The 23,921-nt window shown below is 61.8% G+C and carries 18 protein-coding genes and 1 pseudogene; 11 read left to right on the forward strand and 8 right to left on the reverse strand.

What is annotated here, in order from left to right:
* Window positions 1–63 precede the first annotated feature (63 nt).
* Window positions 64–768, forward strand: a complete 705-nt coding sequence (locus QRN10_RS08700; RefSeq protein WP_285428204.1) for an SDR family oxidoreductase — start codon at window positions 64–66, stop codon at window positions 766–768.
* A gap of 98 nt (window positions 769–866) precedes the next feature.
* Here the strand turns inward: QRN10_RS08700 and QRN10_RS08705 are convergent, their stop codons facing one another.
* On the reverse strand, window positions 867–2,177 hold the full coding sequence (locus QRN10_RS08705) for an MFS transporter (protein ID WP_253507766.1): 1,311 nt from the start codon (window positions 2,175–2,177) through the stop codon (window positions 867–869).
* 160 nt (window positions 2,178–2,337) lie between these two features.
* Between QRN10_RS08705 and QRN10_RS08710 the strand changes: the two genes are divergently transcribed.
* The 4 genes from QRN10_RS08710 to QRN10_RS08725 all read left to right on the forward strand — a co-directional run bounded on the left by QRN10_RS08710 (window position 2,338) and on the right by QRN10_RS08725 (window position 6,372).
* Window positions 2,338–3,444, forward strand: a complete 1,107-nt coding sequence (locus QRN10_RS08710) for a sugar diacid recognition domain-containing protein (RefSeq protein WP_285428205.1) — start codon at window positions 2,338–2,340, stop codon at window positions 3,442–3,444.
* A gap of 91 nt (window positions 3,445–3,535) precedes the next feature.
* Window positions 3,536–4,675 (forward strand): glycerate kinase, encoded by a 1,140-nt coding sequence (locus QRN10_RS08715; protein ID WP_285428206.1) that lies wholly within the window; start codon window positions 3,536–3,538, stop codon window positions 4,673–4,675.
* A 55-nt stretch (window positions 4,676–4,730) separates the two neighbouring features.
* Window positions 4,731–5,798, forward strand: a complete 1,068-nt coding sequence (locus QRN10_RS08720; RefSeq protein ID WP_266249421.1) for a DUF1176 domain-containing protein — start codon at window positions 4,731–4,733, stop codon at window positions 5,796–5,798.
* Window positions 5,799–5,859: 61 nt separating this feature from the next.
* Window positions 5,860–6,372, forward strand: coding sequence for a GNAT family N-acetyltransferase (locus tag QRN10_RS08725; protein WP_181077685.1), 513 nt, complete (start codon window positions 5,860–5,862; stop codon window positions 6,370–6,372).
* Here QRN10_RS08725 and QRN10_RS08730 read toward each other — a convergent pair.
* The gene (locus QRN10_RS08730; RefSeq protein ID WP_285428207.1) at window positions 6,369–7,061 is read right to left on the reverse strand and encodes an aspartate/glutamate racemase family protein; all 693 of its coding nucleotides are present in this window, start codon (window positions 7,059–7,061) and stop codon (window positions 6,369–6,371) included. The genes QRN10_RS08725 and QRN10_RS08730 overlap by 4 nt on opposite strands.
* A gap of 225 nt (window positions 7,062–7,286) precedes the next feature.
* On the opposite strand from QRN10_RS08730, the gene QRN10_RS08735 reads away from it, so the two are divergent.
* Window positions 7,287–7,781 (forward strand): hypothetical protein, encoded by a 495-nt coding sequence (locus QRN10_RS08735; protein ID WP_181077681.1) that lies wholly within the window; start codon window positions 7,287–7,289, stop codon window positions 7,779–7,781.
* Window positions 7,782–7,785: 4 nt separating this feature from the next.
* On the opposite strand, the pseudogene QRN10_RS08740 reads toward QRN10_RS08735, so the two are convergent.
* Window positions 7,786–8,316, reverse strand: a pseudogene (locus QRN10_RS08740) (tetratricopeptide repeat protein); the annotation flags it as partial.
* Window positions 8,317–8,477: 161 nt separating this feature from the next.
* Here QRN10_RS08740 and QRN10_RS08745 point away from each other — a divergent pair.
* A complete protein-coding gene (locus QRN10_RS08745) occupies window positions 8,478–9,149 on the forward strand; it encodes a DUF3313 domain-containing protein (protein WP_253507752.1) in 672 nt (223 codons plus the stop codon).
* Here QRN10_RS08745 and QRN10_RS08750 read toward each other — a convergent pair.
* The 5 genes from QRN10_RS08750 to QRN10_RS08770 all read right to left on the reverse strand — a co-directional run bounded on the left by QRN10_RS08750 (window position 9,146) and on the right by QRN10_RS08770 (window position 17,311).
* Window positions 9,146–10,159 carry a DUF3829 domain-containing protein gene (locus QRN10_RS08750; RefSeq protein WP_285428208.1) on the reverse strand — a complete coding sequence of 338 codons (1,014 nt, stop codon included), beginning with the start codon at window positions 10,157–10,159 and terminating at the stop codon, window positions 9,146–9,148. The genes QRN10_RS08745 and QRN10_RS08750 overlap by 4 nt on opposite strands.
* The gene (locus QRN10_RS08755) at window positions 10,159–11,727 is read right to left on the reverse strand and encodes a J domain-containing protein (protein WP_285428209.1); all 1,569 of its coding nucleotides are present in this window, start codon (window positions 11,725–11,727) and stop codon (window positions 10,159–10,161) included. Before QRN10_RS08755 ends, QRN10_RS08750 begins: the two co-directional genes overlap by 1 nt.
* Before the next feature lie 154 nt (window positions 11,728–11,881).
* Entirely contained in the window at window positions 11,882–13,282 is a 1,401-nt protein-coding gene (locus QRN10_RS08760) for a DUF1254 domain-containing protein (protein WP_253507742.1), read from the reverse strand.
* Window positions 13,283–13,435: 153 nt separating this feature from the next.
* Window positions 13,436–13,801 (reverse strand): response regulator, encoded by a 366-nt coding sequence (locus QRN10_RS08765; RefSeq protein ID WP_181077675.1) that lies wholly within the window; start codon window positions 13,799–13,801, stop codon window positions 13,436–13,438.
* Between the two features lie 147 nt (window positions 13,802–13,948).
* Window positions 13,949–17,311 (reverse strand): Mcf1 protease effector domain-containing protein, encoded by a 3,363-nt coding sequence (locus tag QRN10_RS08770; protein ID WP_285428210.1) that lies wholly within the window; start codon window positions 17,309–17,311, stop codon window positions 13,949–13,951.
* Window positions 17,312–17,735: 424 nt separating this feature from the next.
* Between QRN10_RS08770 and QRN10_RS08775 the strand changes: the two genes are divergently transcribed.
* Genes QRN10_RS08775 through QRN10_RS08790 form a run of 4 tightly spaced genes read left to right on the forward strand, consistent with a single transcriptional unit; the run spans window position 17,736 to window position 23,847 of the window.
* A complete protein-coding gene (locus tag QRN10_RS08775) occupies window positions 17,736–21,233 on the forward strand; it encodes a response regulator (RefSeq protein WP_266249409.1) in 3,498 nt (1,165 codons plus the stop codon).
* On the forward strand, window positions 21,234–22,064 hold the full coding sequence (locus tag QRN10_RS08780; RefSeq protein ID WP_370694730.1) for a CheR family methyltransferase: 831 nt from the start codon (window positions 21,234–21,236) through the stop codon (window positions 22,062–22,064). It begins immediately after the preceding gene.
* Window positions 22,061–22,660, forward strand: a complete 600-nt coding sequence (locus QRN10_RS08785; RefSeq protein WP_253507734.1) for a chemotaxis protein CheB — start codon at window positions 22,061–22,063, stop codon at window positions 22,658–22,660. The genes QRN10_RS08780 and QRN10_RS08785 overlap by 4 nt, the downstream gene beginning before the upstream one ends.
* A complete protein-coding gene (locus QRN10_RS08790; protein ID WP_181077665.1) occupies window positions 22,654–23,847 on the forward strand; it encodes a hybrid sensor histidine kinase/response regulator in 1,194 nt (397 codons plus the stop codon). Before QRN10_RS08785 ends, QRN10_RS08790 begins: the two co-directional genes overlap by 7 nt.
* The last annotated feature ends 74 nt before the right edge of the window (window positions 23,848–23,921 follow it).

Below are 23,921 nucleotides of genomic sequence, written 5' to 3' on the forward strand. Positions count from 1 at the left end.
ATTTTTCGCTGATTGCCAAGCTGGGAAGATGAACGCTCACTTTCTAACCCAGGACTCTCCTTCATGACTTCTCCCCTCAATGGCCAAACCGTCATCGTGATCGGTGGCAGCAGCGGTATCGGCGCGGCAGTGGCCAAGGCCGCCGCCGCACGCGGCGCTCAAGTGGTGCTGGCGGGACGACGCCTGTCATCGAGCCGCGACAACGGCCTGCGCAGCGAGCCCGTGGACGTCACCGACACCGAGTCCCTGCGGCGCTTGTTCGAAACCGTTGGGCGCTTTGATCATTTGGTGTACACGTCCGGCCCATCGGTGCATGCCAAAGCCTTGATAGATACCGATCTGGAGGAAGCCCAGGACAACTTCAACGTGAAACTCTGGGGCGCCTTGCGGGCAATCCAGCAGGCGCTGCCGTTCCTCGACGAGCGCGGCAGCATCAGCCTGACCTCCGGGCAATTGGGGCGCAAATTGGCGTCGGGGCAGTTCATCAAAGTCGGTATCAACGCCGCCACTGAAGCCCTGGGCAAGCAGTTGGCCAAGGAACTGGCGCCGCGTCGGGTCAACGTGGTGAGCCCCGGTGTAATTGATACCCCGGCGTATGCCGGGTTGGCCGAAGACCAGCGCCTGGCGACGTTTGCCAACGCCGCAAGCGCGTTGCCGGTGGGCCGCGTGGGGCAGGCCGAAGAGGTGGCGGCAGGCTATGTGCTGGCTATGGAAAATGGCTTTATCTGCGGCGCTGTCATCGATATCAACGGCGGCGGCCTGCTGTAACCGCAGCCTACTGAGGGAGGGAGCTTGCCGTGGTGACAGTCGTTTGATTTGTATCGATACCTGTCGCCATCTGGCAAACCCCTCCCATCTGGACTGCGTTAGACCTTCAAGGTCCGTGTCATGCGCAGTGCCAGCGCACTGCCCGCCACAATCACCGCCGCCAGCAGGTACAACGCAACATCCGTCGAACCCGTGGCGTCCTTTACGAACCCGACGATATAAGGGCTGAGGAAGCCCGCCATCTGGCCCATGGAGTTGATCAACGCCAGGCCACCCGCCGCTGCGCCTGCGCTGAGCATCGCCGTCGGCACCGGCCAGAACATCGGCAGGCCGGTGAGAGCGCCCATGGTGGCAATGGTCAGACCGAGGATGGCAATGGCCGGCGTGGTGGCGAAGTTTACCGCGATCACCAGGCCCACCGCGCCCATCAGCATCGGTACCACCAAATGCCAGCGACGCTCCTTGCGCAAGTCCGCCGAACGGCCCACCAGTAACATAAACACCGCAGCCAGCAGATAAGGGATCGCACTGAGCCAGCCGATCACCAGGTTATCGCTGAAACCCAGGTTCTTGATGATCGACGGCAGCCAGAAGTTGATCGCGTACACGCCGCTCTGAATACAGAAGTAGATCAGGCCGAAGGCCCAGATCGCCGGGTTTTTGAACACCTCGGCGAGGGAGTCGCTGGTGGTCTTGGGCTTGTTCGCCAGGTCCGTGGCCTGGTCGGCTTCCAGCACCGCGCGCTCCTTGGGCGTGAGCCACTTGGCATGGGCGAAACTGTCGCTGAGCAGGAAGTAGGCGAGGGCGCCCAGCAGAACCGTGGGGATGCCTTGCAGCAGGAACATCCACTGCCAGCCGGCCAGACCGCCCTGGCCGGCGGCGAAGTGGTTGAGAATCCAGCCGGAAAACGGACTGCCCAGCAGGCCTGACACAGGGATCGCCGACATGAACAACGCCATGATCCGCCCACGGCGAAAGGTCGGGAACCACTGCGACAGGTACAGCACCACGCCGGGGAAAAAGCCGGCTTCGGCGGCACCGGTAAACAGGCGCAGGGTATAGAAATGGGTCGGTGTGGTGACGAACAGCAGGCAGGTCGACAACGTGCCCCACACGATCATCATCAGCGCGATCCAGCGCCGTGGGCCGAATTTGTTCAGGGCCAGGTTGCTCGGCACGCCGCACAGCACATAGCCGATGAAGAAGATCCCGGCCCCGAGGCCGTACACGGTTTCGCTGAATTTGAGGGCATCGAGCATCTGCAGCTTGGCGAAGCCGACGTTGACGCGGTCGAGGTAGTTGAACAGGTAGCAGATAAAAATGAAGGGGATCAAGCGCAGGGTCACGCGCTTGTAGACAGCGTTTTTATCGTCATCGTTGGCCTGGGTGACAGCGGCGCTCTGTGACATGGCGTTCTCTCTTTATTATGATTTTTCGCGATGCGAGGGTAACGTTGATCGCCCCAAGAGTCTCGGCCAGGTAGCAGGCGGCTGTCTTTGTGCTCGCGCACAGTGAAGCCGGCTTTGCGCTGTGCCGATGACCAACCACGCCTTGCAGGAAGTTAGCCCCATGTTCGAGCTGGATCATGACCTGGCGCAGGATATCGTCGATCGCACCATGGCCATCCTGCCTTATAACGTCAACGTCATGGACAGCCAGGGGCTGATCCTCGGCAGTGGCGAGCCCGAACGCATCAACACCCGGCATGAAGGCGCGCAACTGGTGCTGGCCAACGGCCGCGTGGTCGAGATCGACGGCCAGACCGCCAAACACCTCAAAGGCGTGCAACCCGGTATCAACCTGCCGCTGATGCACGACCAACGCCTGATCGGCGTACTGGGCCTTACCGGCGAGCCCGAATTGCTGCGCACTTACGCCGAACTGGTGCGCATGACCGCTGAAATGCTGGTCAGCCATCGCCATCAGCAGGCCGACCAGCAGTGGCGACGCCAGCGTTGCGATGATCTGCTGGCGTTATTGCTGGCCGATGCCGGCGACTCGCCGCGCTTGATCGACGAAGCCCGGCAGCTGGGGCTCAAGCCTCACATGCCGCGCATACCGTACTTGTTCGAATTGGGCGAAGGCGCCTGCGCGCAGGACCTCGCCGCCTGGCTGAGCGCACGCTATCCCGACAGTTGGTGCGTCAGCTCGGCGCAGTTTTCACTGCTGTGGTGCCGACCGGCCGGGGTCTGGGTGGACAACCCCAGACTGCTGGAAAAGCTCGCCGGCCAGGGCTGGCCTGTACTGCGCGTGGCCGTGGGCGGTCAGGCCGATGGATTGGCCGGGCTGCGGCGCTGCTACCGACGGGTCGGCGACCTGCTGGCCTACGGGCGCGATATCCTGCCCCATGCGCAGTTGCTGACCCTGAACCGCTATCGTCTGCCGGTAATGCTTTGGCGCCATCGCAACGACGACGCCCTCGACGAACTGCTCAACCCGTTGCGCAAAGTCCTGGCCAAGGACGCCAATGGGCAGTTACTGGCGACCCTGCGCAGCTGGTGCGAGCACGATGGGCAAAGCCAGGCCTGTGCCGACGCGCTGGGCATCCACCGCAACAGCCTGCGCTATCGCATGGAGCGCATCGCCGAACTCAGCGGCGTTGACCCGCTGACCCTGGACGGCATGCTCGCCTTGTACCTGGGCGTGCAATTGCTGCCCCAGGCTTTGTCGGAATGAACAACAAACCCACGCCGCACTTGTGCATCGGACCGGCGTTATTGCCGCTGCCAACTGGCAGCATGGACGGCATAAAAACCGGAGAACGCCCATGAAGATCATCATCGCCCCCGACTCGTTCAAGGACAGCCTGAGTGCCGAGGGCGTCGCCCAGGCGATTGCCGACGGGTTGGCCGAGGTCTGGCCGCAGGCGCAGTTGATCCAGTGCCCGATGGCCGACGGCGGTGAAGGTACGGTGGCCGCCGTGCTCGCCGCCTGCCACGGTGAGCTGCGTCGCCGGACGGTTCGCGGCCCATTGGGTACCCCGGTCGAGGCGCACTGGGGCTGGTTGGCCGACAGCCACACCGCCATCATCGAAATGGCCGAAGCCAGCGGCCTGCAGTTGGTACCGCCGGAGGCGCGCGATGCGTGCCGCACCAGCACCTTCGGCACCGGTGAACTGATCCACGCGGCGCTTGAAGCGGGTGCCCGGCGCATCATCCTGGCCATCGGCGGCAGCGCCACCAACGACGGCGGCGCCGGCGCGATGCAGGCGCTGGGTGTGCAGCTGTTTGACGCCGACGACCGCGTCCTGCCGCCCGGAGGCCTGGCCTTGGCACAGTTGGCGCGCATCGGCCTGGACAGCCTCGATCCACGCCTGGCCCAGGTGCGTTTCGACATAGCCGCCGACGTCAACAACCCGCTCTGCGGCCCTCACGGCGCTTCGGCGATTTTCGGCCCGCAAAAAGGCGCGGGCCCGCAACAGGTGCAACAGCTCGATGCCGCCCTCGGGCACTTCGCCGATCATTGCGCCAGGGTGCTGCCCCGCGACGTACGCGATGAACCCGGCAGCGGCGCCGCCGGCGGCCTGGGCTTCGCCGCCAAGGCGTTTCTCGGCGCCCGGTTCCGCGCGGGCGTCGAGGTGGTCGCCGACCTGGTGGGCCTGGATGCGGCCATACATGGCGCCGACCTGGTCATCACCGGCGAAGGCCAATTCGATGCCCAGACCCTGCGCGGTAAAACCCCGTTCGGCGTCGCACGCATCGCCCGCCAACACGGTGTGCCGGTGATCGTCATCGCCGGCACCCTCGGTGATGGCTACGCGCAGATGTATCAACACGGCGTCGCCGCAGCCTTCGCCTTGCCAAGCGGACCAATGAGCCTCGTGCAGGCCTGCAACGAAGCGCCGCGCTTGTTGCGCGAGCGGGCGGCGGATATTGCGCGGGTGTGGCGGGTGGCTGCCGGGCGCTGACGGCACGCGCCGAACATGTGACAATCCGCGTCTTTTTCCGACACGGAGAGTCCCCATGTTGCGCCCCTTACTCCTGGCCCTGCTGGCCGGTTCCTCTGCCCAAGCCTTTGCACAACCCGCTGCCGAGAGTGTGCCGCTGCTGCGTGACATCAAGGAATGGGTGGTCGGTTGCGACAACCTGCGCGATTGTCACGCCCTCAGCGCACCGAGTGGTGCCAATGAAGAAGACTACAGCTCGCTGACCCTGCATATCTGGCACAAGGCCGGGCCGCAGGGTTACTTGCGCTTGCGCTTCGACCATCGGGGCGAGGCCGTGGACTTGTCGACCCTGCAACTGGACGGCCAGCCCCTGGGCGATGCCTTGACCCAGGATTTGCAGGCGCAGCGGGATGACCAGGGTGGCGATCCGGATGTGCAGTCCTACGGCGTCCTGGACGACGACGCGGCACGTCGGTGGTTGCAACGCTTGCGCAATGGTCAGCGCCTGCAAGTGCCCGCCGATACCGACGCGCATGTGTCGCTGAGTGGGCTGAGCGCTTCGCTGCTGTTGATGGATGCGGTGCAGGGCCGGGTGGATAACGTCACGGCTCTGGCGCGGCCGGGCAAGGGCGCGGCGAGTAGCGTACCGGCGCACATGCCGGTGCCCTTGCTGCGTGCATTCCCCGGCGCACCGGCATTGACCGCCCAGGAGCAGAAAAACCTGGTGGCCGAGGCGCTCAAAGGCGAAACGGCGCAAGAGGATTCGCCGCCACCCGAAGCCAGCGCCGGTGCGTTGACGGCGTCGCACGCCATCACCGTGTTGCGTTACGACTGCGCGGCCTATAACTGTGAATACGAGGTGGTGCAACGCGCGCGCCAGGCGCCTTATGCCCAGGCCGCCTTGCAGCTGGAGCCGTTGCCGTTGGACGGGGCCGCGCTGCAGGGTTCGGTGGGCTACGATCCGGCCACCGGCACCTTGAGTTATTTCTACAAGCAACGCGGGCTCGGCGATTGCGGGGCCGGGGCGGCCTGGGTGTTTGATGGCAAGGCATTCCAGCTCAGCGAGTTCCACATAATGTCGCGCTGCACCGGTGTGGCCTACGGCGATTGGCCGTCGTTGTGGACGACCGCCCCGGCGCCCTAGGCAGCGGACGGCCGACGCCTCTACACTGGCAGGCCCCCTGTTTTTCCAAGGATGAAACCGCATGCACACGCCTGAACCCCATATCGTCATCCAGCGCTTTACCGAGGCCCACCTTGAAGGCGTCGCGGCGCTCTACAACGAGCCGGCGGTGTGTCGTCAGGTGCTGCAGATGCCGTTCCAGTCGATCGAGGTGTGGCGCAAGCGCCTGGTGCTGGATGACGAGCGTCGCCTGCAACTGGTGGCATTGCATGGCGGCGAAGTGGTGGGCCAGCTGGGGCTGCAACAGTACTTGCGCGTGCGCCAGGCCCACGTCGGCACGTTCGGCATGGGCGTGGCGACCGCCTGGCAGGGCAAGGGCGTGGGGTCGCGGCTGTTGAAGACGGCCCTGGACGTGGCCGACAACTGGATGAACCTGCACCGCGTCGAGTTGACGGTGTACGCCGACAACCAGGCCGCGCAACGTCTGTACCGCACGTTTGGTTTCGAAGTGGAAGGAGTGCTGCGCGACTACGCCCTGCGTGACGGCGTGTATGTCGACACCGTCAGCATGGCGCGTCTGCGCCCGTCGGCTTAATCCTGCACTGCAAACGCCACCGCAGCCTGTGCATGCAGCTCGGTGGTGTCCAGCAGCGGCAGGTCCGTGTGTTCAGGCTTGATCAGCAGACCAATCTCCGTGCACCCGAGGACGATCGCCTGGGCGCCCCGCGCGGCCAGCGCAGCGATGATGCGCAGATAAGCCTGGCGCGAGGTGTCGCTGATGATTCCCACGCATAACTCTTCATAAATGATCTTATGCACGGCTTTGCGCTCCTCGGTCTCGGGCACCAGCACGCTCAAGCCATGCTCCGCCAGGCGCGCCTTGAGAAAGTCCTGTTCCATGGTGAAGGCGGTGCCGAGCAAGCCGACGGTGAGTGTGCCGGCCTGCACGGCAGCCCGGCCGACGGCGTCGGCGATATGCAGGAAAGGAATCGACACCGCCGCCTCGATACGCGGCGCCACCCGATGCATGGTGTTGGTGCACAGCACCACACAGTCCGCGCCGCCGGCCTGCAGGCGCCGCGCCGCGTCTTCGAGGATCTGTGCGGCATCGTCCCAACGCCCGTCGTGCTGCGCCTGGGCCACCGGCCCGAAATCCACGCTGTACATCAACATCGGCGCCGAACGCAACGGCCCGAGCTGGGCGCGCACCCGCTGATTGATAAGGCGGTAATACTCGGCGCTGGACTCCCAGCTCATGCCGCCGATAAGGCCGATGGTGCGCATGCGATGCTCCTGACAGGGAAAGTGCCTTCACCTTACGCATCGGCCGCTGAATAGTCAGACGCAGTTACCCGCCAAATGACCGGTGCAGTTCTGATTCAGCGGCAAACGCCGACTTCAGGCTCGTCTCGTGCACGCCCACGGCGGCCATCGGCGTTAATCGTACGGTGAATGGCCGCATCTGCCATGATCGGATATCGCAACCTGGCACACCCAAGGAAATCCGCAATGGACGATGTACAGCAACTGGGCGAGATGCTTCGTCATTACGCCGATAGCGAAGCGCACAAGAAGCAGCAGTTCGAGGTGCAGTCGGCCCGTTGGACGCAAAAGCTCGACGAGTTGTTCGGGCAGATCGAGCAATGGCTGGAGCCGGTCAAGCGCGTCGGCTTGCTGGAGGTCCAACGTCAAACCTATGTCGCCAGCGGGCCGAGCGTGCCGGTGGAAACATCAACCTTCAAGACTGAAAAGCTGTTGGTACAGATCACCGGTAAAACCGTGGAGTTTGTGCCTGACGTCATGGCCATGGGCGGCTTGATCTCGGTATCGGTGATGGGCTTGACCGCTGCCCGTCACGGCAGCGTGTCGCTGGTGCTGCCGGCCGACAAAAATGACTGGCTATGGAAGAAAACCAATGGCCTCAAAGACCCGGACACCTTTGGCTTCGACGCCAACTTCCTGGCCTCGCAGTTGCAGAGTCTGATTCCGCGCGAACGCGGCTAAGGCTCTACTTCAACGCCGGGTCGCCAGGGTTGAGTTGTTTCCAGCTCTGCAAGACCCGTTGCGCCTTCGGCTCCTGGCCACTCTCCAGGTAGTACTGGATCAGCGACAGCCGCGCATTGCGATGATACGGCTGACGCTGGAGCACCGCTTCCAACTGCTGGCACGCCTGTTCGACCTGGCCGCCGTCATGCAGCGCCACCGCCAGCACAAAGCCATACTGGGCGTTGGCCGGGTCCAGACGCGCGGCGTTGCGCAGATAGCCCATCGCTTCGGCGGCAGCGTCGCTGCGTATCAGCATCAAGCCCTGGGTGTGTTGCAACAGCGCAGCGTCAGGATGCTCGGCCAACTGCCCGGCGATCAGGGCGCGTGCTTCTTCGCCGCGATCATGGGCTTCCAGCCATTGTGCCAGGGTGACCAGCGCGGGAAAAAAATCAGGATCGCGCAGCAGGGCAGTGCGTAGCTGGGACTCGACTTTGTCTTGCCGGCCGCTGGCTTGGTAAAGCATGGCCAGGTTGAGGTTGGCCTCGGCGCGGTCGTTGAAATCCGCAGGGACGGTCTGCGGCATGGCGGGCTGCGTGCAGCTTTAACGTTGGCCCTCGGCCTGTCAAACCGGCAGCGCAAAATAGAGGCTATTTCCCCAGAGTTGGCTATACCTAGAGCTCCGTCTTTCGATGATGACCGCCAGGGAGTTCAATGATGAAACTAAGGCTAATGATCAGTACGTTGTGCGTGGCTTCGCTCGGGTTGGCGGGCTGTGCCAGCAAGGTCACGCAACCGGATGAATATTCAGGCTTCCTCTCCAACTACAGCCAACTCAAGCAAGCCAAGTCACCGTCAGGCGCCGAGGTGATGCGCTGGGTCGATCCCCAGCTGGACCTGAGCCGCTACAACGCGGTGTACATCGAGCCGACCCAGTTCTATCCCAAGCCCCAGGCCACCGCGAAAATCCCGGACAGCACCCTCAACGGCATCAACACCTACTACAACCAGGCGCTCAAGCGTGAGCTGGGCAAATCCTTGCCATTGGCCAACGCCCCCGGCCCGGGCGTGATCGTGGTGCGCGCGGCCATCACCGCCGTCAGCAGCAAGACCGAAGGGCTCAAGCCCTATGAGTTCATCCCGGTGGCATTGGTGGCGGCGGCGGTCAGCACCGGCACCGGCATCCGCGATCAGGAAACCACCCTGGCCACCGAGGCACAGTTCCTCGACGGCGCCAACGGCAAGGTGCTCGCCCAGGTGGTGCGCAAAGGCACCGGCAAGCCTTTGGAGAACGACGCCCAGGTGATGAAGGCCGACGACGTGAAAAGCGTGATCGACGGCTGGGCGTCGGACCTGCATCACTCCTATCTGAAATTCAAGCAACACTAAAACGCATTGCGGGCCGGTCGGTTGTGATAGCTGAGCAGGGCGTCGTAACGGCGGGTGACGAGGTCATAGTCGTCACTCAGCTGATGCGGGTTGGCGTGGTTGAGCCAGTCTTGAAGCAGGCCTTGCAGGGCAGCAAGGTACGCATCGGCGGGGCTTCTCAGGGTGTACCAAAGGTGCAGCGTTTCTTCGCTGAGTTCTTTATCCGGCATCCGATCGACAAAGGCTGCGGCACTTTGCTGCGCACGCTGAACCGAAGCGGTCAACGCCGCCAGGGCTTGGGGTGTCAGGTCGGCAGCGCGTACCCCTTGGTCGATCCGTTCGACCGCCTGGCGCGCCACGATCATGTAGTTGAGCAGCTGCCAATGCAGATCTCGGCCCAGACGTGCTTCCAGCAAATCCAGCTGTACGGGGCGCAAACGCTGCTCCTCACGCGTCAGATCGTCACGCAGAGCCGCGGATGCCGACAGGTAGTCGCCACCGTTACGGCTTAGTTCTGCTTTCAATTGGTCAAGCATGACGTTGCCAAATAATTGCTGCTGCGGCGTTTTCGTGCCGGGAGTTTGACTGGGGCTGAGCAGCGTACCGACATCGCTGATTCTGCGAAGGGCCTGCACGTACTGTTGCGTAGTCGCAATCAATGGACTGCCGGGGGCTTGGCGTTCCAGCTGGAGGGTGATTGCAGGAGTGCATAGTTGCTTTTGGATCAGGCGGGCTTGGGGCTCTGCGTTGTCGCCAAATTCTTCCCGAGGCACGTTCGCGGCGCCGGAGCGCTCAGACGTCCGGACTGAGGCGTCGCCCTGAGTCAGCAAGTAGTAGGCCAGCCGAGTATCGCGGTCAACGCGGTTAACGCAATCGATGATCGGCGCAAGCGCGCCGGCCGTTGCGGTCTGGGGGCTGTCCAGTTGGTTGAGCCACCACTCGACAATCTGCAGTTGTTTGCTGGCGCCGGCCAGGCTGAATAGGCACAGGATCAACACCACCCCAACGGGGTACAACATGATTGGCTTCATCACTCAGCCTCCTGGCCGTACCACTGTGCCTGGGTCGCGGGTGCCTGGCAGGGCTGTGCGGTTCTCGGCATGCGGCTGCACACGCGCTCTGTCCACTGTTGCAGGCCTTGATTGCGATCTACCTGATAATGACTGTCAATGCTTTTGAGCGCTGCGAACATCACTGCCATGAGCAACGTGATAAGGCCAAATGCGCCGATGGTCTTGCGCGGATGGAGGCTGGACCATTCTTTGTAACCCGTGCGTGCTTGACGTTTACCCGCTCCGATCACGGCCAGGGTCGCCACCATCATCAGGCCCGCAACCGGGCCGAATTGAACACTGATGGCAACACTCATGATCGCCCCCGGCAGCAGATCGCGCAGCGGCAATAACGGCAGGCGGGTAGGGCAGAGTCGCGTCGGTAGGCGGACGGCGAGGCGTTCATCCAGGACGCGAACCCGATGTACCAGCGGGCGCCACAGTTGCCAGGCCAGGGCGCCGACCACGACATAGGCCACCGACCATGCCAACGCGTGGCCCAGTGTGCTGACCAGGCCCCCTGAAAACCATGGTGCCTGGAACAGCGCACCAGTCACACAGCCCAGCACTGTTGCCAGCGCCAGCGGCCAAGTGTCGACAGCAGTTTCCCACTCCTGCCAGAAATAAACCGTACCGCCCGGCAGGGACAGCGCAACGTCGGGATGATCGGTTTTAATACGCGCGGCCAGCGTTCGGCACGCATCCCAGTCGGCCTCGCTCAAGCGCTGGGCGAATGCACGTCGCTGCCCCAGTGTCATCGGTGCCAACAACAAACGAGCGGCGCGCTGCTGCGCAGTGTGCGGCGGCACAACAGCCAGCACACGCTGGTGGGCAATGAACGCCGGCCCTTGCTCACGCCGCAACAGATGCTGCCATTTATTTTTGGGGCAGGGGTTTTCGCCACCGAGAGGCCAGCTCTGCCCGGCGCGGACGGCCTCGAACAAAGCAGGAAACCAGAAGTGGCTGTCGCATAGCAGCGTGGCAAGTGTCTGGTTGAGCCATTGAGCGTGCGCCGGCTGGCGCAACCAGGCGTGATCGTCACGCCGAGCGTACGCATCAAGGAAATCTGCTTCGTTACGTTGTGCAAGGGCCAGCGCCAATCGGCTGTGCAACGCCTGCCTGCATTGAGAGGTCAGGGCATCCAGCCATTGCGCAGGCAGCTCCAGGCGCTGCCAGGCGCTGAGCCAGTGGAAGGTATCAAACGCCCAGCGACGCTCCTCATCGCTCACGGTGTCGTCGCTGATACAGCGTTCGAGCAGCGCCACCTCGAATGCCGGGCCGTTGCCTTGGGCCAAGGCTTGCTGATAGCGCTGGGGTAGGGTGGCGTCCACCGGTTCTGGCGCGGCCATCTCGACCGCCGTGGCGGCAAACGCGTCATCCAGCGCCGATTCTTGCCCACTCATGGCCGCTTCATACGCTTCACGCAGGCGCTGGAAACCCTCGGGATCAGCATCCGGCCGGGTTTTCTTCAGCAGCGCCGCGTAGGTGCGCTTGATGGTGCGGCTATCGGCATCCGGGGGCAGATCAAGAACTTCCCAGCAAGTCATGTGCGGTGCAGCTCCGTGAAGAATCGCGCGCACCTTACCTGTTTCATTGGCCAGTAAGCCAGCAGTAGTAAGGACACTGCTTAACGCTTTGTAGTGTGCCGGATCGCTGCAAATCGGCGCGCGCGGCCCGCCCCTGGCTGGACCGCGCGCGGTATCACTTGAGCGGTGTCAACGGCGGCAATTTCCACTGACCGCTACCCACCTCAGGCTTGGGCAGGTAGATTCGCAGTACGGCATAAAAAGGACCGGGGGGAGCCGGCAACCAATTGCTCTGTTCGGCTTTGGGCGGTTCGTGATGCTGCAGGGCCAGGGTCAGACCTCCATCAGCGTCGAGCTTGAGACCAGGCAACATGCGCGAGTTGATCAGGTAGCGCTTCTTGTGGTTGGGTACCAGTAGCTTTGTCCTGGCGTCGTACATGGTCAGCGACCAGAACGCATCCGCCGGCGGCAGTTGATCCTTGTTGAAGTGCACGGTATAGCTATGGCGGGCGCCATTGGCGGGCTTGCCTTCGCTGTCGACCAGATACTCCAGGTACGCGGCTTCATCGGTTGAATTGCCAAAAATGCTCAGATTCGCACCGGCGTAGCGGTACAGGTAGTTGTTCTGCAAGCGATCACGACTACCGAACAGGTCGCCGCTTGGCACTTGGCGGGTGTCTATTTTGTCTTTCTTGAACGCGGCAAACTCAGCCTTGCCGTCGGCAATCCCGTCTTCCAGGGCCTTGCGCTGTTCGGCGCTGAGCTGGTTGAGCTTGAACGGCGCGCCGGGGGCGATGCCGATTTTGGCGAAGCGCGCCAGCAGGTCTTTCTCGCTGTCCTGGGGCGCGGCGAACGCCAGCATGAAATTCAGGTAGCGGAACAGTTGCGGGCTGTCGCTCATGGTGGCGGTGGGTTTGGGCCACTCGACCTTCGGCGCGCTGGCCGGTGCAGGTTGCTTGACGTAGCTGCTCAGCGGCTGGACTTTATAGCCGCTCTGAATCTGCTTGACCTTGCCCAGGTCTTTTTCGTCGAACAACTGCGTGCGGTACAGCGCATAAGCGATGTTGCTCTCGCTGTAGACCACACGGTCGATGTCCACCGGTTGCTGACCTTTCCAATCCGGCCCGGCGATCATGTAGTGGCCACCGTTGTTGCCGGTGCTGCGCGTGCCCAGGTACGCGAAGTTCTGCGTATAGAGGTCGATCAACTGCACCGAGTAGTAACGGTTGTCGTCGATCTTGGGCAGGGTCAGCACCAACGGTTCGCGGCGCAGGTCCATCCACACGAACGAGTAGGGCGTGTCGGAGTTCGGGGTGACGAATGCGGTGTCCTTGGGCGTGAACACCTGGGCGGTATTGCCGATGTGGTTGAACGGCGCCTTGAAGTTGGCGCCGCCTTTGTCAACGGCCTGGGTGTAGAGCGTCTTGTACATTTCCACCACCGGGAACCCGTACAGGTAGGCTTCCTTGGCGATGGCCCGCGCTTCGCTCGGGGTGGCGGTGAAATCGGCCCAGGCGCCGCTGCTCAGGAGTATCGAGAGGCTCGCCAACAGCAGGCGCGTCGGTTTTCTGATCATGTTGTCGCGTCCTTTTGAGGCTCTTGACGATTTTTTCAAAGGATATGGGAACGCGCAGAGTTTCCGATTTTATTTGTCCAAGGTCACGTAAATCTCTCGTTGCCCGATACAAAAATGCCGCCCGAAAGGGCGGCATTCAATGGAGAAGCCAGCTCAAACAGAAGAAAGGATTGATTTGACCTTGTCACGCAATTGATCGATGGAAAACGGTTTGCCAATCACGTGCATATCGGCGGGGGCGCCGATATGTTCGGCATAGCCGCTGGCAAACAGGATCGGCAGACCAGGGCGCAGTGCGCGGACCTCTTTGGCCAACTCCTTGCCGTCCATGTCCGGCAGGCCCACATCGCTCATCATCAGGTCGATGACCTGGCCCTTGTCGCTGACCACCTTGAGTGCTGCCGCCGCATCCGCCGCCTCGATCACCACGTACTCCAGTTCTTCGAGCACATCGACAATCAGCATGCGCACGATGTTGTCGTCTTCGACAACCAGGATGGTGGACGGGGGTAGGGGCATAGTGGGAGTTCCTGAGAAGAAAGAAAGCAGGTCATAGAATTCAACAAGACGCGTCACTAGTGAGTCTTTTTGATCCAGGCAAGTTCCCCTGGCCGGCGCATTGTGACGATACCGGCCAGTAATGTCTCCTGCTCAGGTACGCAGGTTTTACAAAGCCTCGTCCAGGATCGCTTGTAACGCGGGTTTCTTGACGTTGGCTGCGCTCAAGTCGGCCACATCAAACGTACTGACGTAAAACTCCCGCGCCCCGCGCTTGCTGCCGTAAGGCGATAGCGTAGCGGCAATGCCTCCGCTGTTAAGGACCTTTTCCATCCCCTCCTGCATTGACTGCAAGGTGGTGAATTTGGCCATTCCGGAGTTGGGCTCGTAAAAGAACCAGGACGTCCGGCCGCCTTCGACCTTGATGCCGGCGATCATTCCGTGGTCCTTGGTACCGATTCTGAGGGTCTTTGACGTCGGGGAATTGGTCAGGTCATTGATGATGTCCTGATACCCGGTCTTCGCCTGCGGCTTGCCCAGGTGAAACGTATATTTCTCACCCACCGTATCCTGAAAATCTCTCAGCTCCTGGATGAACCTGGCGGATTTGGGGTCAGTCGGGTTGGCGGCCGCCCGGTATAGGTTCTGCATCAGCAGGTCTTCTTTGCCTTGATCGATGGCCCAGGCCATGACGTTCGACAAGCCTGCGCACTCGCCCTTGGATGTCAGGTCAACATGGGCCAGGTAATGAAGTTGAGAAACGGGGGTGACCTGAACGCCGGACGCATGGACATCATTGACTAACAGCCTGGAAACGTAATGAGCCTCTTTGAGGTCGCTGTTTTTGATCTCTCTGGCCAAGACGCCTAGGTCTTCAGGGGATCGCCCTGGTTCAGATGCCAGCCGCCGCAGCTCTCGCGAGTCCATACCCGCGCGATAACCGGTGATGCCCTGCAAGTCACCGTTTCTATAGCCGTGGTTGAAGTACGGTAGCTGCCTGGGCGTTCGTGCGTTGTCGATGTTGTTTCTAAGATCCACAAAATAGCGTTCGACCCCGCCCAGTGTGCGCTGTGCGCTGCCACCGACGGGCCGGAAATCCGCGATCGGCAAGCCATACACCTGATTTTTGGCGGGATCGTAGTGGTACCACTGGTGGTTCTTGAGCACCGCGACGGTGTCCACGCTACGCCCAGCCGCCGAATAAGAGCCTATCAACGCGGGACCGTGCGCGTTGCCGACCGCATTGAGCAGATCGTAGTTGCCGCTGGCGCCCCGGAGGGTATTGATCCATTGCGTGGTCCTGGCGACGCCACCGCCCACCAGCCTTGCGCCGCCCACCGCCAGGTCGCCCAGGCCTCCCAGGGGGTTGAGCGCGCCGAGGGTCGCTGCGCCAATGACCTTCACGGTTTTGAGCGCCCTGGACGCGGTCGACAATGCCGCGGCACCGATTTTCGCGACTTTACCCGCAGCGCCAATCCCGGCGGTGACAAAACCCAGCACATCCAATGAAAGGTCGAAGAGCCCTTCGCCAATCTTGCCTTTGCCGAAATGCACAATCGCCGAGCGAAAGGGGACGAGGTTGAGCAGAAAGTCCTCGACCACCGCCGCCTGGTTACTGTGTATATCGGAAGTCGTCAGGCCCATGGCCTGGCGCTTGATCGCGGGGTTGTCAAGATCAAGGTGTTCAAGGCAGGCGTCGGCAATCAGCTGGCTGCGTGCCGAGGAAAAGCTGTCCGGCGGTTGCTGGCTCGAGGGCTGGCGCGCCTTTCTGGCGTCCGCCTGGCTGCTCTTGGGCGTGAAGACTTTGGTCTCGCTGACCCGATTGGCGCTACGTGAGCGATGGGTTTGCGCTTCCCGACTCGGCACCGGCTGGATAACGCCCTTGGCGAAACTCACTTCGTACGCGCTCGTTACCCCGTCGCGCTGGGTACTGATCAACAGCGTCTCACCCTTGGGGTGGTCGGTCTTATCGAAGAAGCCAAGGCCGAGGCTATACGAGGAGGTCTGAAAAAAATCGATCTGGCCGTATTCGAAGTTCTTGCGGTCCTCCAGGGGAAGCTGGGCGATCAGATGCTTGAGCGTCGTGCCGATGGCGGCCTTTTTCTGCTCGATGGCTTCGCCGAAGTGCCGATCAAAGGCCTCGGTAACCCCGAAATGGGGGTTGGCATTCAGCGATTGCAGGTTAATACGCTGGTCCGACGCATAGAACATGCCCGGCCGAGGCAGATCCATCATGGCGATATCCAGCAACGAATGCAGGCCGGTCAGGCGGGTTCCAGGCGTGTTGCCCGGATAACGCGCCTGGCTGCTGGTGGAAATCAGTTTCGCCTCAAATACCTCACCCAGGTCGCCAAATCGTTCTTTGAGCGCGATAAGCGCCAGCTCCTTTCGACTGGGCAGGTCTGTGTTCAACGCCAGCGAAGCGGTGAGCATCTGGCGCTGGCGTGTGGTGAAGCGGTTTGCCAGCGCGGTCAATTCATCGAGGGTGTAGGCGCTGTCGTCCCTGCGCTCAATCATCCCATTGACCACGCCCCAATCCAGCAGGGCGGTGGCCTGGGCATAGTGGGTCAGCGCAGGGTCAGCCTCACTGGCTTTATCGGCCTCGCGCATCACCTGGGCGAACGTCATGCTGCGGACCTTACCCGGTGCCTGCGCTTCAATGGCCGCAGCGGCGACCGCGAGATTGAGCCATGCGTGGCTGCCAAAGGTCACGCTGTCGGGAATATCCTTGATCAGAAACACCGGGGCGCGGCTCGCCAGCAGCAGGTAGGCCGCGACCGGTGCCAGTGCCGTGCTGGTTTTGCCCGTTGCGCTCAGATGCTCGGCCAGACCCGCCACCACCCTGGAGGCGGTCTTGCCCCAATGCTGGTCGCCCGCCAGGTCGAAGCCGGCTATAACGTTGCGACGTGGGGCAGCGACCGATTCGGGGTCCAACTGCAAGATGATCCCCGCCAACAGATAGTCCTTATCCCCGTCACTACCGCCGATACCCTGCATGCGCTGCCGCAGGTCGGCGCCCAGCCGTTTGGCTTGCGGCGTACTGAGCAGGGCGGCCAGCATCTGGACGGGATCTTGATGCGGGTGCGCCAGGAGAGGCTCCTGATAGCGCAGAAACTCCAGAACCCCGCCCTCGATCTGCGACACCTGAGGCTTATCGCCCAGCGCGTGCGGGTGCTCCAGGGTGATCTGCCGCAAACGCCTTTGTGCGTCGGCGTCCAAGGCAACGGGCCACGCCAGCGCCCCGCCCAGGTTGCCCACCAGCTCGTCCGATGGGTACTGCGTGGCTCTGTCAGTGACCGCGTCGGCCAATGCCAGGAGATGAAAGTGGCTGGTGGGCATGAACAAGCCCTGGCTATCGATGAAGGTTGCCAAGGTGACAGCGCGAGTGGCTTGGGTTGGATCATGGATATCTATCACGGTGGTGCGTAGCGACTCCAGCACGGTGTGCGGCGAGGCGTGTTGGCCCAGTGCTGCTGCAAGTTGCCTGAGCCGTTGCCCCAGCAGCATCAGATTGTTTCTGTCAGCCAGCACGGCTTTCGTGTTGTGGCTGGGCGGCGGGGTTTGCACAGACGGGAAGTCGGGTTGCGCCGGGACCGCCTTTTTGACCCGAACAGGCGCTGGCTGGAAGGGAACTACGGTCGATTCCCGAGAAAAACTGTGTGGCGTGAGAGTGAACATGGGACGAGCACCTTTGCGGATAGGAATAGGCGTCCTCACTGCAAAACCTCCCTGTTTCCGGACACTTTATGGGTGGAAAGCCACACGGCACAGGTTCCTCTCCGACTTCCTCCGGCTATGTAAGAAATCAAGTCGCTGCCCCGATAATCATGGGTTCCGGCAGGCGTTTTTACGGCACTGGCCGCGCCTTGATGGGCCATTGCCATCAGAAAAATGGCGTTCAGGCGCAACTTTGGGGCAAACTCCCGGTTTTTCCGTATTTGGCCAAGGCATGCCCATGACTCCCGCTTCGTCCGTCGATGAAAAGAGCTTCCGTACCCTGCTGAGCAGAAACGTGGCATTGCCCCTGGGTGTGGGCGTGCTCAGCGCGGTGTTTTTCGTGTGCCTGATCACCTATTTGCTCTCGGTGATCCAGTGGGTGGAGCACACCGACCGGGTCATCAACAACCTCAATGAGACGTCAAAACTGACGGTCGATCTGGAAACCGGCATGCGCGGCTTCCTGATCACCGGGGACGAGCATTTCCTCGACCCGTACGAAGTGGCCAAGCCGCGCATCATTGCGGACCTGCATAACCTGCAGGAGCTGGTGGCCGACAACCCGCAGCAGGTCGACCGCCTCAAGCGCCTGGAAGCGTTGCAGCTGGAGTGGAACAAGTACGCCCAGTCGATGATTGATATGCAGCGCCAGAGCGGCGACTACCGCAGCGCGGTAAAGGCCGGGCGGGGCAAGCGCTTGACCGACGAGATTCGCAAGGAATACGACGATGCGGTGGCCATGGAGCAACAGTTCCGCATCGCCCGTAACGCCGACGTCACCCGCACCACGGTGGCAAGCGTAGGCCTTTACCTGGTATTCGTGCTGGGCCTGAGCGCCTTTCTCGCGTATATCGGCAGAAAAAATTTAGTCTCACTTTCAGTAAGTTACAGCGCAAACCTCGCGTCACAACAGAAGATTGCACGGCGTCTGGAACAGCAAGCATGGCTGCGTAATGGCCAGACCGAACTGGCCGAGCAGGTGTTGGGCCAACTGACCTTGAACATGCTGGGTCGCAATATCCTGCAGTTTTTCGCCCAATACATGGGCTCGGCGGTCGGGGCACTCTATGTGCGCGAAGAGCACGGCGGCCTGAAGCGTATTGCAACCTACGGCTTTTCCCGCGAGCAGGAGCAGCAGGAGCAGGCGATCTACAGCGACGAGGGCATCGTCGGCCAGGCCGCGCAGCTCGATCGCTTGATCCGTCTGGACGATGTGCCGGTGGACTACTTCAAGGTCAGCTCGGGCCTGGGTGAAGGCACCACCCGCAGTGTGCTGGTGATGCCCACCAGCGACGATGATCGCGTCAACGGCGTCGTCGAGCTGGGCTTCCTGCGTCCGCTGCAGGAGCGCGACGTGGAACTGGTGGAACTGATCGCCGGCAACATCGGCACCTCCATCGAGGCCGCGCGTTATCGCCAGCGCCTGCAGGAAGTGCTGGCCGAGACGCAGCAGCTCAACGAAGAGCTGCAAGTGCAGCAGGAAGAACTCAAGACCGCCAACGAAGAGCTCGAAGAACAGTCGCGCATCCTTAAGGAGTCCCAGGCCCATCTGGAAACCCAGCAGGCCGAACTGGAGCAGACCAACGAGCAACTGGCCGAACAGACCCAGACCCTGGCCGAGCAGCGCGACGCCATGGACCGCAAGAACATCGAGCTCAACCAGGCCCAACTGGAACTGGAAGACCGCGCCGAAGAACTGCAGCGTTCAAGCAAGTACAAATCCGAGTTCCTCGCCAACATGTCCCATGAGCTGCGCACGCCGCTCAACAGCTCGCTGATCCTGGCCAAACTGCTGGCGGAAAACCCCCAGGACAACCTGAGCGCCGAGCAGGTCAAGTTTGCCGAGTCGATCTATTCGGCGGGCAACGACCTGCTCAATCTGATCAATGACATCCTCGATATTTCCAAGGTTGAAGCCGGCAAACTGGAAGTGCGCCCGGAAACCTCCAGCGTGGCGCGCCTGGTGGACGGTCTGCGGGGGATGTTCGAACCGCTGGCGGCCGATCGCAAGCTGGGCTTCCAGGTGGAGGTGCAGGAGGGCGCTCCCGCCATGCTGTTCACCGACCGCCAGCGCCTGGAGCAGATCCTCAAGAACCTGCTGTCCAACGCAATCAAGTTTACCGAGCAGGGCCAGGTAAGCCTGTCGGTGTCCGGCGCCGCCGAAGGCGGCATTGTGTTCAGCGTGCGCGATTCCGGCATCGGCATTGCCCTGGACCAGCAGGAAAGCATCTTTGAAGCCTTCCGCCAGGCCGACGGCACCACCAATCGACGTTACGGCGGTACCGGCCTGGGGCTGTCGATCTCCCGCGACCTGGCGACCCTACTCGGCGGCTCGATCCAGGTGACCAGTGAGCCTGGCAAGGGCAGCGTGTTTACCCTGGTACTGCCGGAGCAGTATGAAGAGCGCCCGCGGGACGCCGCCACCGAGGAGGCGCCGCGCCCAGTGGTTGCAGCGCCCGCACCGGCCCCCGTCAAGGTCTCGCCGTTGCCGGTGGCCGATGCGGAGCAGATCCCACGCTTTGCCGACGACCGCGACAAGGCCCCGTTCACCACGCGCTGCATCCTGGTCGTAGAAGACGAGCCGAACTTCGCGCGGATTCTGTTCGACCTGGCCCACGAGCTGGGCTATCAGTGCCTGGTCGCCCACGGGGCCGACGAAGGCTACAACCTGGCCGAGCAGTACATTCCCGATGCGATCCTGCTCGACATGCGCCTGCCGGACCATTCCGGCTTGACCGTGCTGCAGCGTCTGAAGGAACACGCCAATACCCGCCATATCCCGGTGCACGTCATTTCCGTGGAAGACCGTGTCGAAGCCGCCATGCACATGGGCGCCATCGGTTATGCCGTCAAGCCCACCACCCGTGAAGAGCTCAAGGACGTGTTTGCGCGCCTGGAAGCCAAACTGACGCAAAAGGTCAAGCGTGTGCTGCTGGTGGAGGACGACGACCTGCAGCGCGACAGCATCGCCCGCCTGATCGGCGACGATGACATCGAAATCACCGCCGTCGGCTTCGCCCAGGAAGCCCTGGAACTGCTGCGCAACAACGTCTACGACTGCATGATCATCGATCTCAAGCTGCCGGACATGCTGGGCAACGAGCTGCTCAAGCGCATGGCCACCGAGGACATTTGTTCGTTCCCGCCGGTAATCGTCTACACCGGGCGCAACCTGACTCGCGATGAAGAAGCCGAGCTGCGTAAATATTCGCGCTCGATCATCATCAAGGGCGCGCGCTCGCCGGAGCGTCTGTTGGACGAAGTCACACTCTTTCTGCACAAAGTCGAATCCCAGCTGTCCCATGAGCGCCAGAAGATGCTCAAGACCGCCCGCAGCCGCGACAAGGTGTTCGAGGGGCGCAAGATTCTGTTGGTGGACGACGATGTACGTAACATCTTCGCCCTGACCAGCGCCCTGGAGCACAAAGGCGCGGTGGTGGTGATCGGGCGTAACGGCCGTGAAGCCATCGACCGTCTCAATGAAGTCGAGGACATCGATCTGGTGCTGATGGACGTCATGATGCCGGAGATGGACGGTTACGAGGCCACGGCGTTGATTCGCCAGGACCCACGCTGGAAAAAGCTGCCGATCATCGCCGTGACCGCCAAGGCCATGAAAGATGACCAGGAGCGCTGCCTCGCGGCAGGCTCCAATGATTACCTGGCCAAACCGATCGACCTGGATCGTCTGTTCTCGTTGATTCGCGTATGGCTACCGAAGATGGAACGCATTTAAGTGGAGCGAAGTTTTTTGGAAAAAAGCAGCGATATTGAGCTGCGCCTGCTGATCGAGGCGATTTACCTCAAGTACAGCTATGACTTTCGCGACTACTCCGGGGCGTCGGTCAAACGACGCGTGGCCCATGCCATGCGCCAGTTCGACTGCGCCACCATTTCCGCGCTGCAGGAGCGGGTGCTGCATGACCCGGCGGCGTTCATGCAGTTATTGCAGTTCCTGACGATCCCGGTGAGCGAGATGTTTCGCGACCCGTCGCACTTCCTGGCGATCCGTCAGGAAGTGGTGCCCCTGCTCAAGACCTACCCGTCGATCAAGATCTGGATCGCCGGTTGCAGCACGGGGGAGGAGGTGTACTCCATGGCTATCCTGTTGCGTGAAGAGGGCCTGCTTGAGCGTACGATTATTTACGCCACCGACATCAACCCGGCGTCCCTGGATAAAGCCAAACAGGGCATTTTCTCGCTGGAGAACGTGCGGGCGTACACCAGCAATTATCAACAGGCCGGAGGGCAGCGTTCGTTTGCCGACTACTACACTGCGGCTTACGATTACGCGATCTTCGATAAAACGCTGCGGGAGAACGTGACGTTCGCCGACCACAGCCTGGCCACCGACAGCGTATTTTCAGAAACTCAATTAATTTCTTGTCGCAACGTACTGATTTATTTCAATAAAAAGTTGCAGGACCGGGCGTTTGGGTTGTTTCATGAGTCGCTGTGCCATCGCGGCTTCCTGGTGCTTGGCAGCAAGGAAACCCTGGATTTTTCTGGCTACAGCAAGCACTTCGAACCCTTGGTCAAGCAGGAACGGATCTACCGCAAATCATGAACGACGCCGCAGCCAGCCCGATTCGCGGGATTGAAGCCATTGTCGTCGGCGCGTCTGCCGGTGGCGTGGAGGCGTTGCTGAGTATTTTCGGCGAGCTGCCCCAAGGCTTCGCGCTGCCCATCATTGCGGTGCTGCACTTGCCGGATGAGCGCCGCAGTCAACTGGCGGAAGTGTTCGCGCGGCGGCTGCGTATCCCAGTGCGCGAGGCCCGCGACAAAGAAGCCATCGAGCCCGGCACGTTGTACTTCGCCGGTCCCGGCTACCACCTGTCGGTGGAGCAGGACCGCAGCCTGTCCCTGAGCCAGGAAGAACGCGTGCATCACTCGCGCCCGTCCATCGATTTTCTGTTCACCTCGGCGGCGGACGCGTATGGCTCCGGCCTGCTGGCGATCCTGCTCACCGGCGCCAACCAGGACGGCGCACGCGGCCTGGCCTACGTTAAACAGCAGCACGGCATCACCGTTGTACAGGACCCTGCGGAAGCACGCGTGGACGTCATGCCCCGTGCAGCCCTGGCGTTGCAGACACCTGACCATATTCTGACTCTGGGCCGGATTGGCTCATTGCTGGTTTTGCTGGAATCTACCCCATGTTAAGTACCGTCCAGGCCAAGCTGCTGATCGTCGACGATCTGCCGGAAAACCTGCTCGCCCTCGAAGCGTTGATCAAACGCGAGGATCGCCAGGTCTTCAAGGCATTGAGCGCCGACGAAGCGTTGTCCCTGTTGCTCGAGCATGAGTTCGCCATGGCGATTCTCGATGTACAGATGCCCGGCATGAATGGTTTTGAATTGGCCGAGCTGATGCGCGGCACCGAGAAGACCAAGAACATTCCCATCGTGTTTGTGAGTGCCGCCGGGCGCGAACTGAACTACGCGTTCAAGGGCTATGAAAGCGGCGCCGTGGACTTTTTGCACAAGCCGCTGGATATCCATGCGGTCAAGAGCAAGGTCAACGTGTTTGTCGACCTGTATCGCCAGAGCAAGGCGATGAAACTGCAGGTTGAAGAGCTGGAGCGCAGCCGCCGCGAGCAGGAGCTGTTGCTCAACCGCCTGCAGGCCACCCAGGCCGAGCTGGAGCAGGCGGTGCGCATGCGCGATGACTTTATGTCGATCGTCGCCCATGAGGTACGCACCCCGCTCAACGGGCTGATCCTGGAGACCCAGCTGCGCAAGATGCACCTGGCGCGGGACAACGCTGCCGCATTCACCCTGGACAAGATGCACGCCATGGTCGACCGCGATGAGCGTCAGATCCGCAGCCTGATCCGTTTGATCGAAGACATGCTCGATGTATCGCGCATTCGCACCGGCAAGTTGTCGATCCGTCCGGCGCGTTTCGACCTGGCGCAACTGGTCAGCAACCTGGTGGAAAACTTCGCGCCGCAAGTGGCCGCCGCCGAATCGTCCATGCAGCTGTCGGCCGAAGGGCCGGTGGTGGGCAACTGGGATGAGTTCCGTATCGAGCAGGTGATCACTAATCTGCTCACCAATGCGCTGCGCTACGGGGCCAAGAGCCCGGTGGATGTGCGGGTGTATCGCGAACACGGCGAAGCGCGGGTCGAAGTGCGCGACCGAGGGATCGGCATCAGCGAGGAAAACCAGAAGCGCATCTTCCAGCAATTCGAGCGCGTCTCCGCCAGCCAGGTAGCGGCGGGGCTGGGCCTTGGATTGTTCATCTCAGAGCAGATCGTCGCGGCCCATGGCGGCACCATCGAAGTCGAGAGCCGGATAGGCGAGGGCGCCCTGTTTCGGGTGTGCCTGCCCCTTGAACCCACGGCGTGAAATCAATCGTCACCTCGACGCAACCTTCTGCGTGACCCTATGGTCGTAGTTGCAGCAATTGACCGGACAAAGGC

Origin of the sequence: Pseudomonas sp. lyk4-R2A-8 (assembly GCF_030209095.1) — a bacterium.
Lineage (GTDB): Bacteria > Pseudomonadota > Gammaproteobacteria > Pseudomonadales > Pseudomonadaceae > Aquipseudomonas > Aquipseudomonas quebecensis.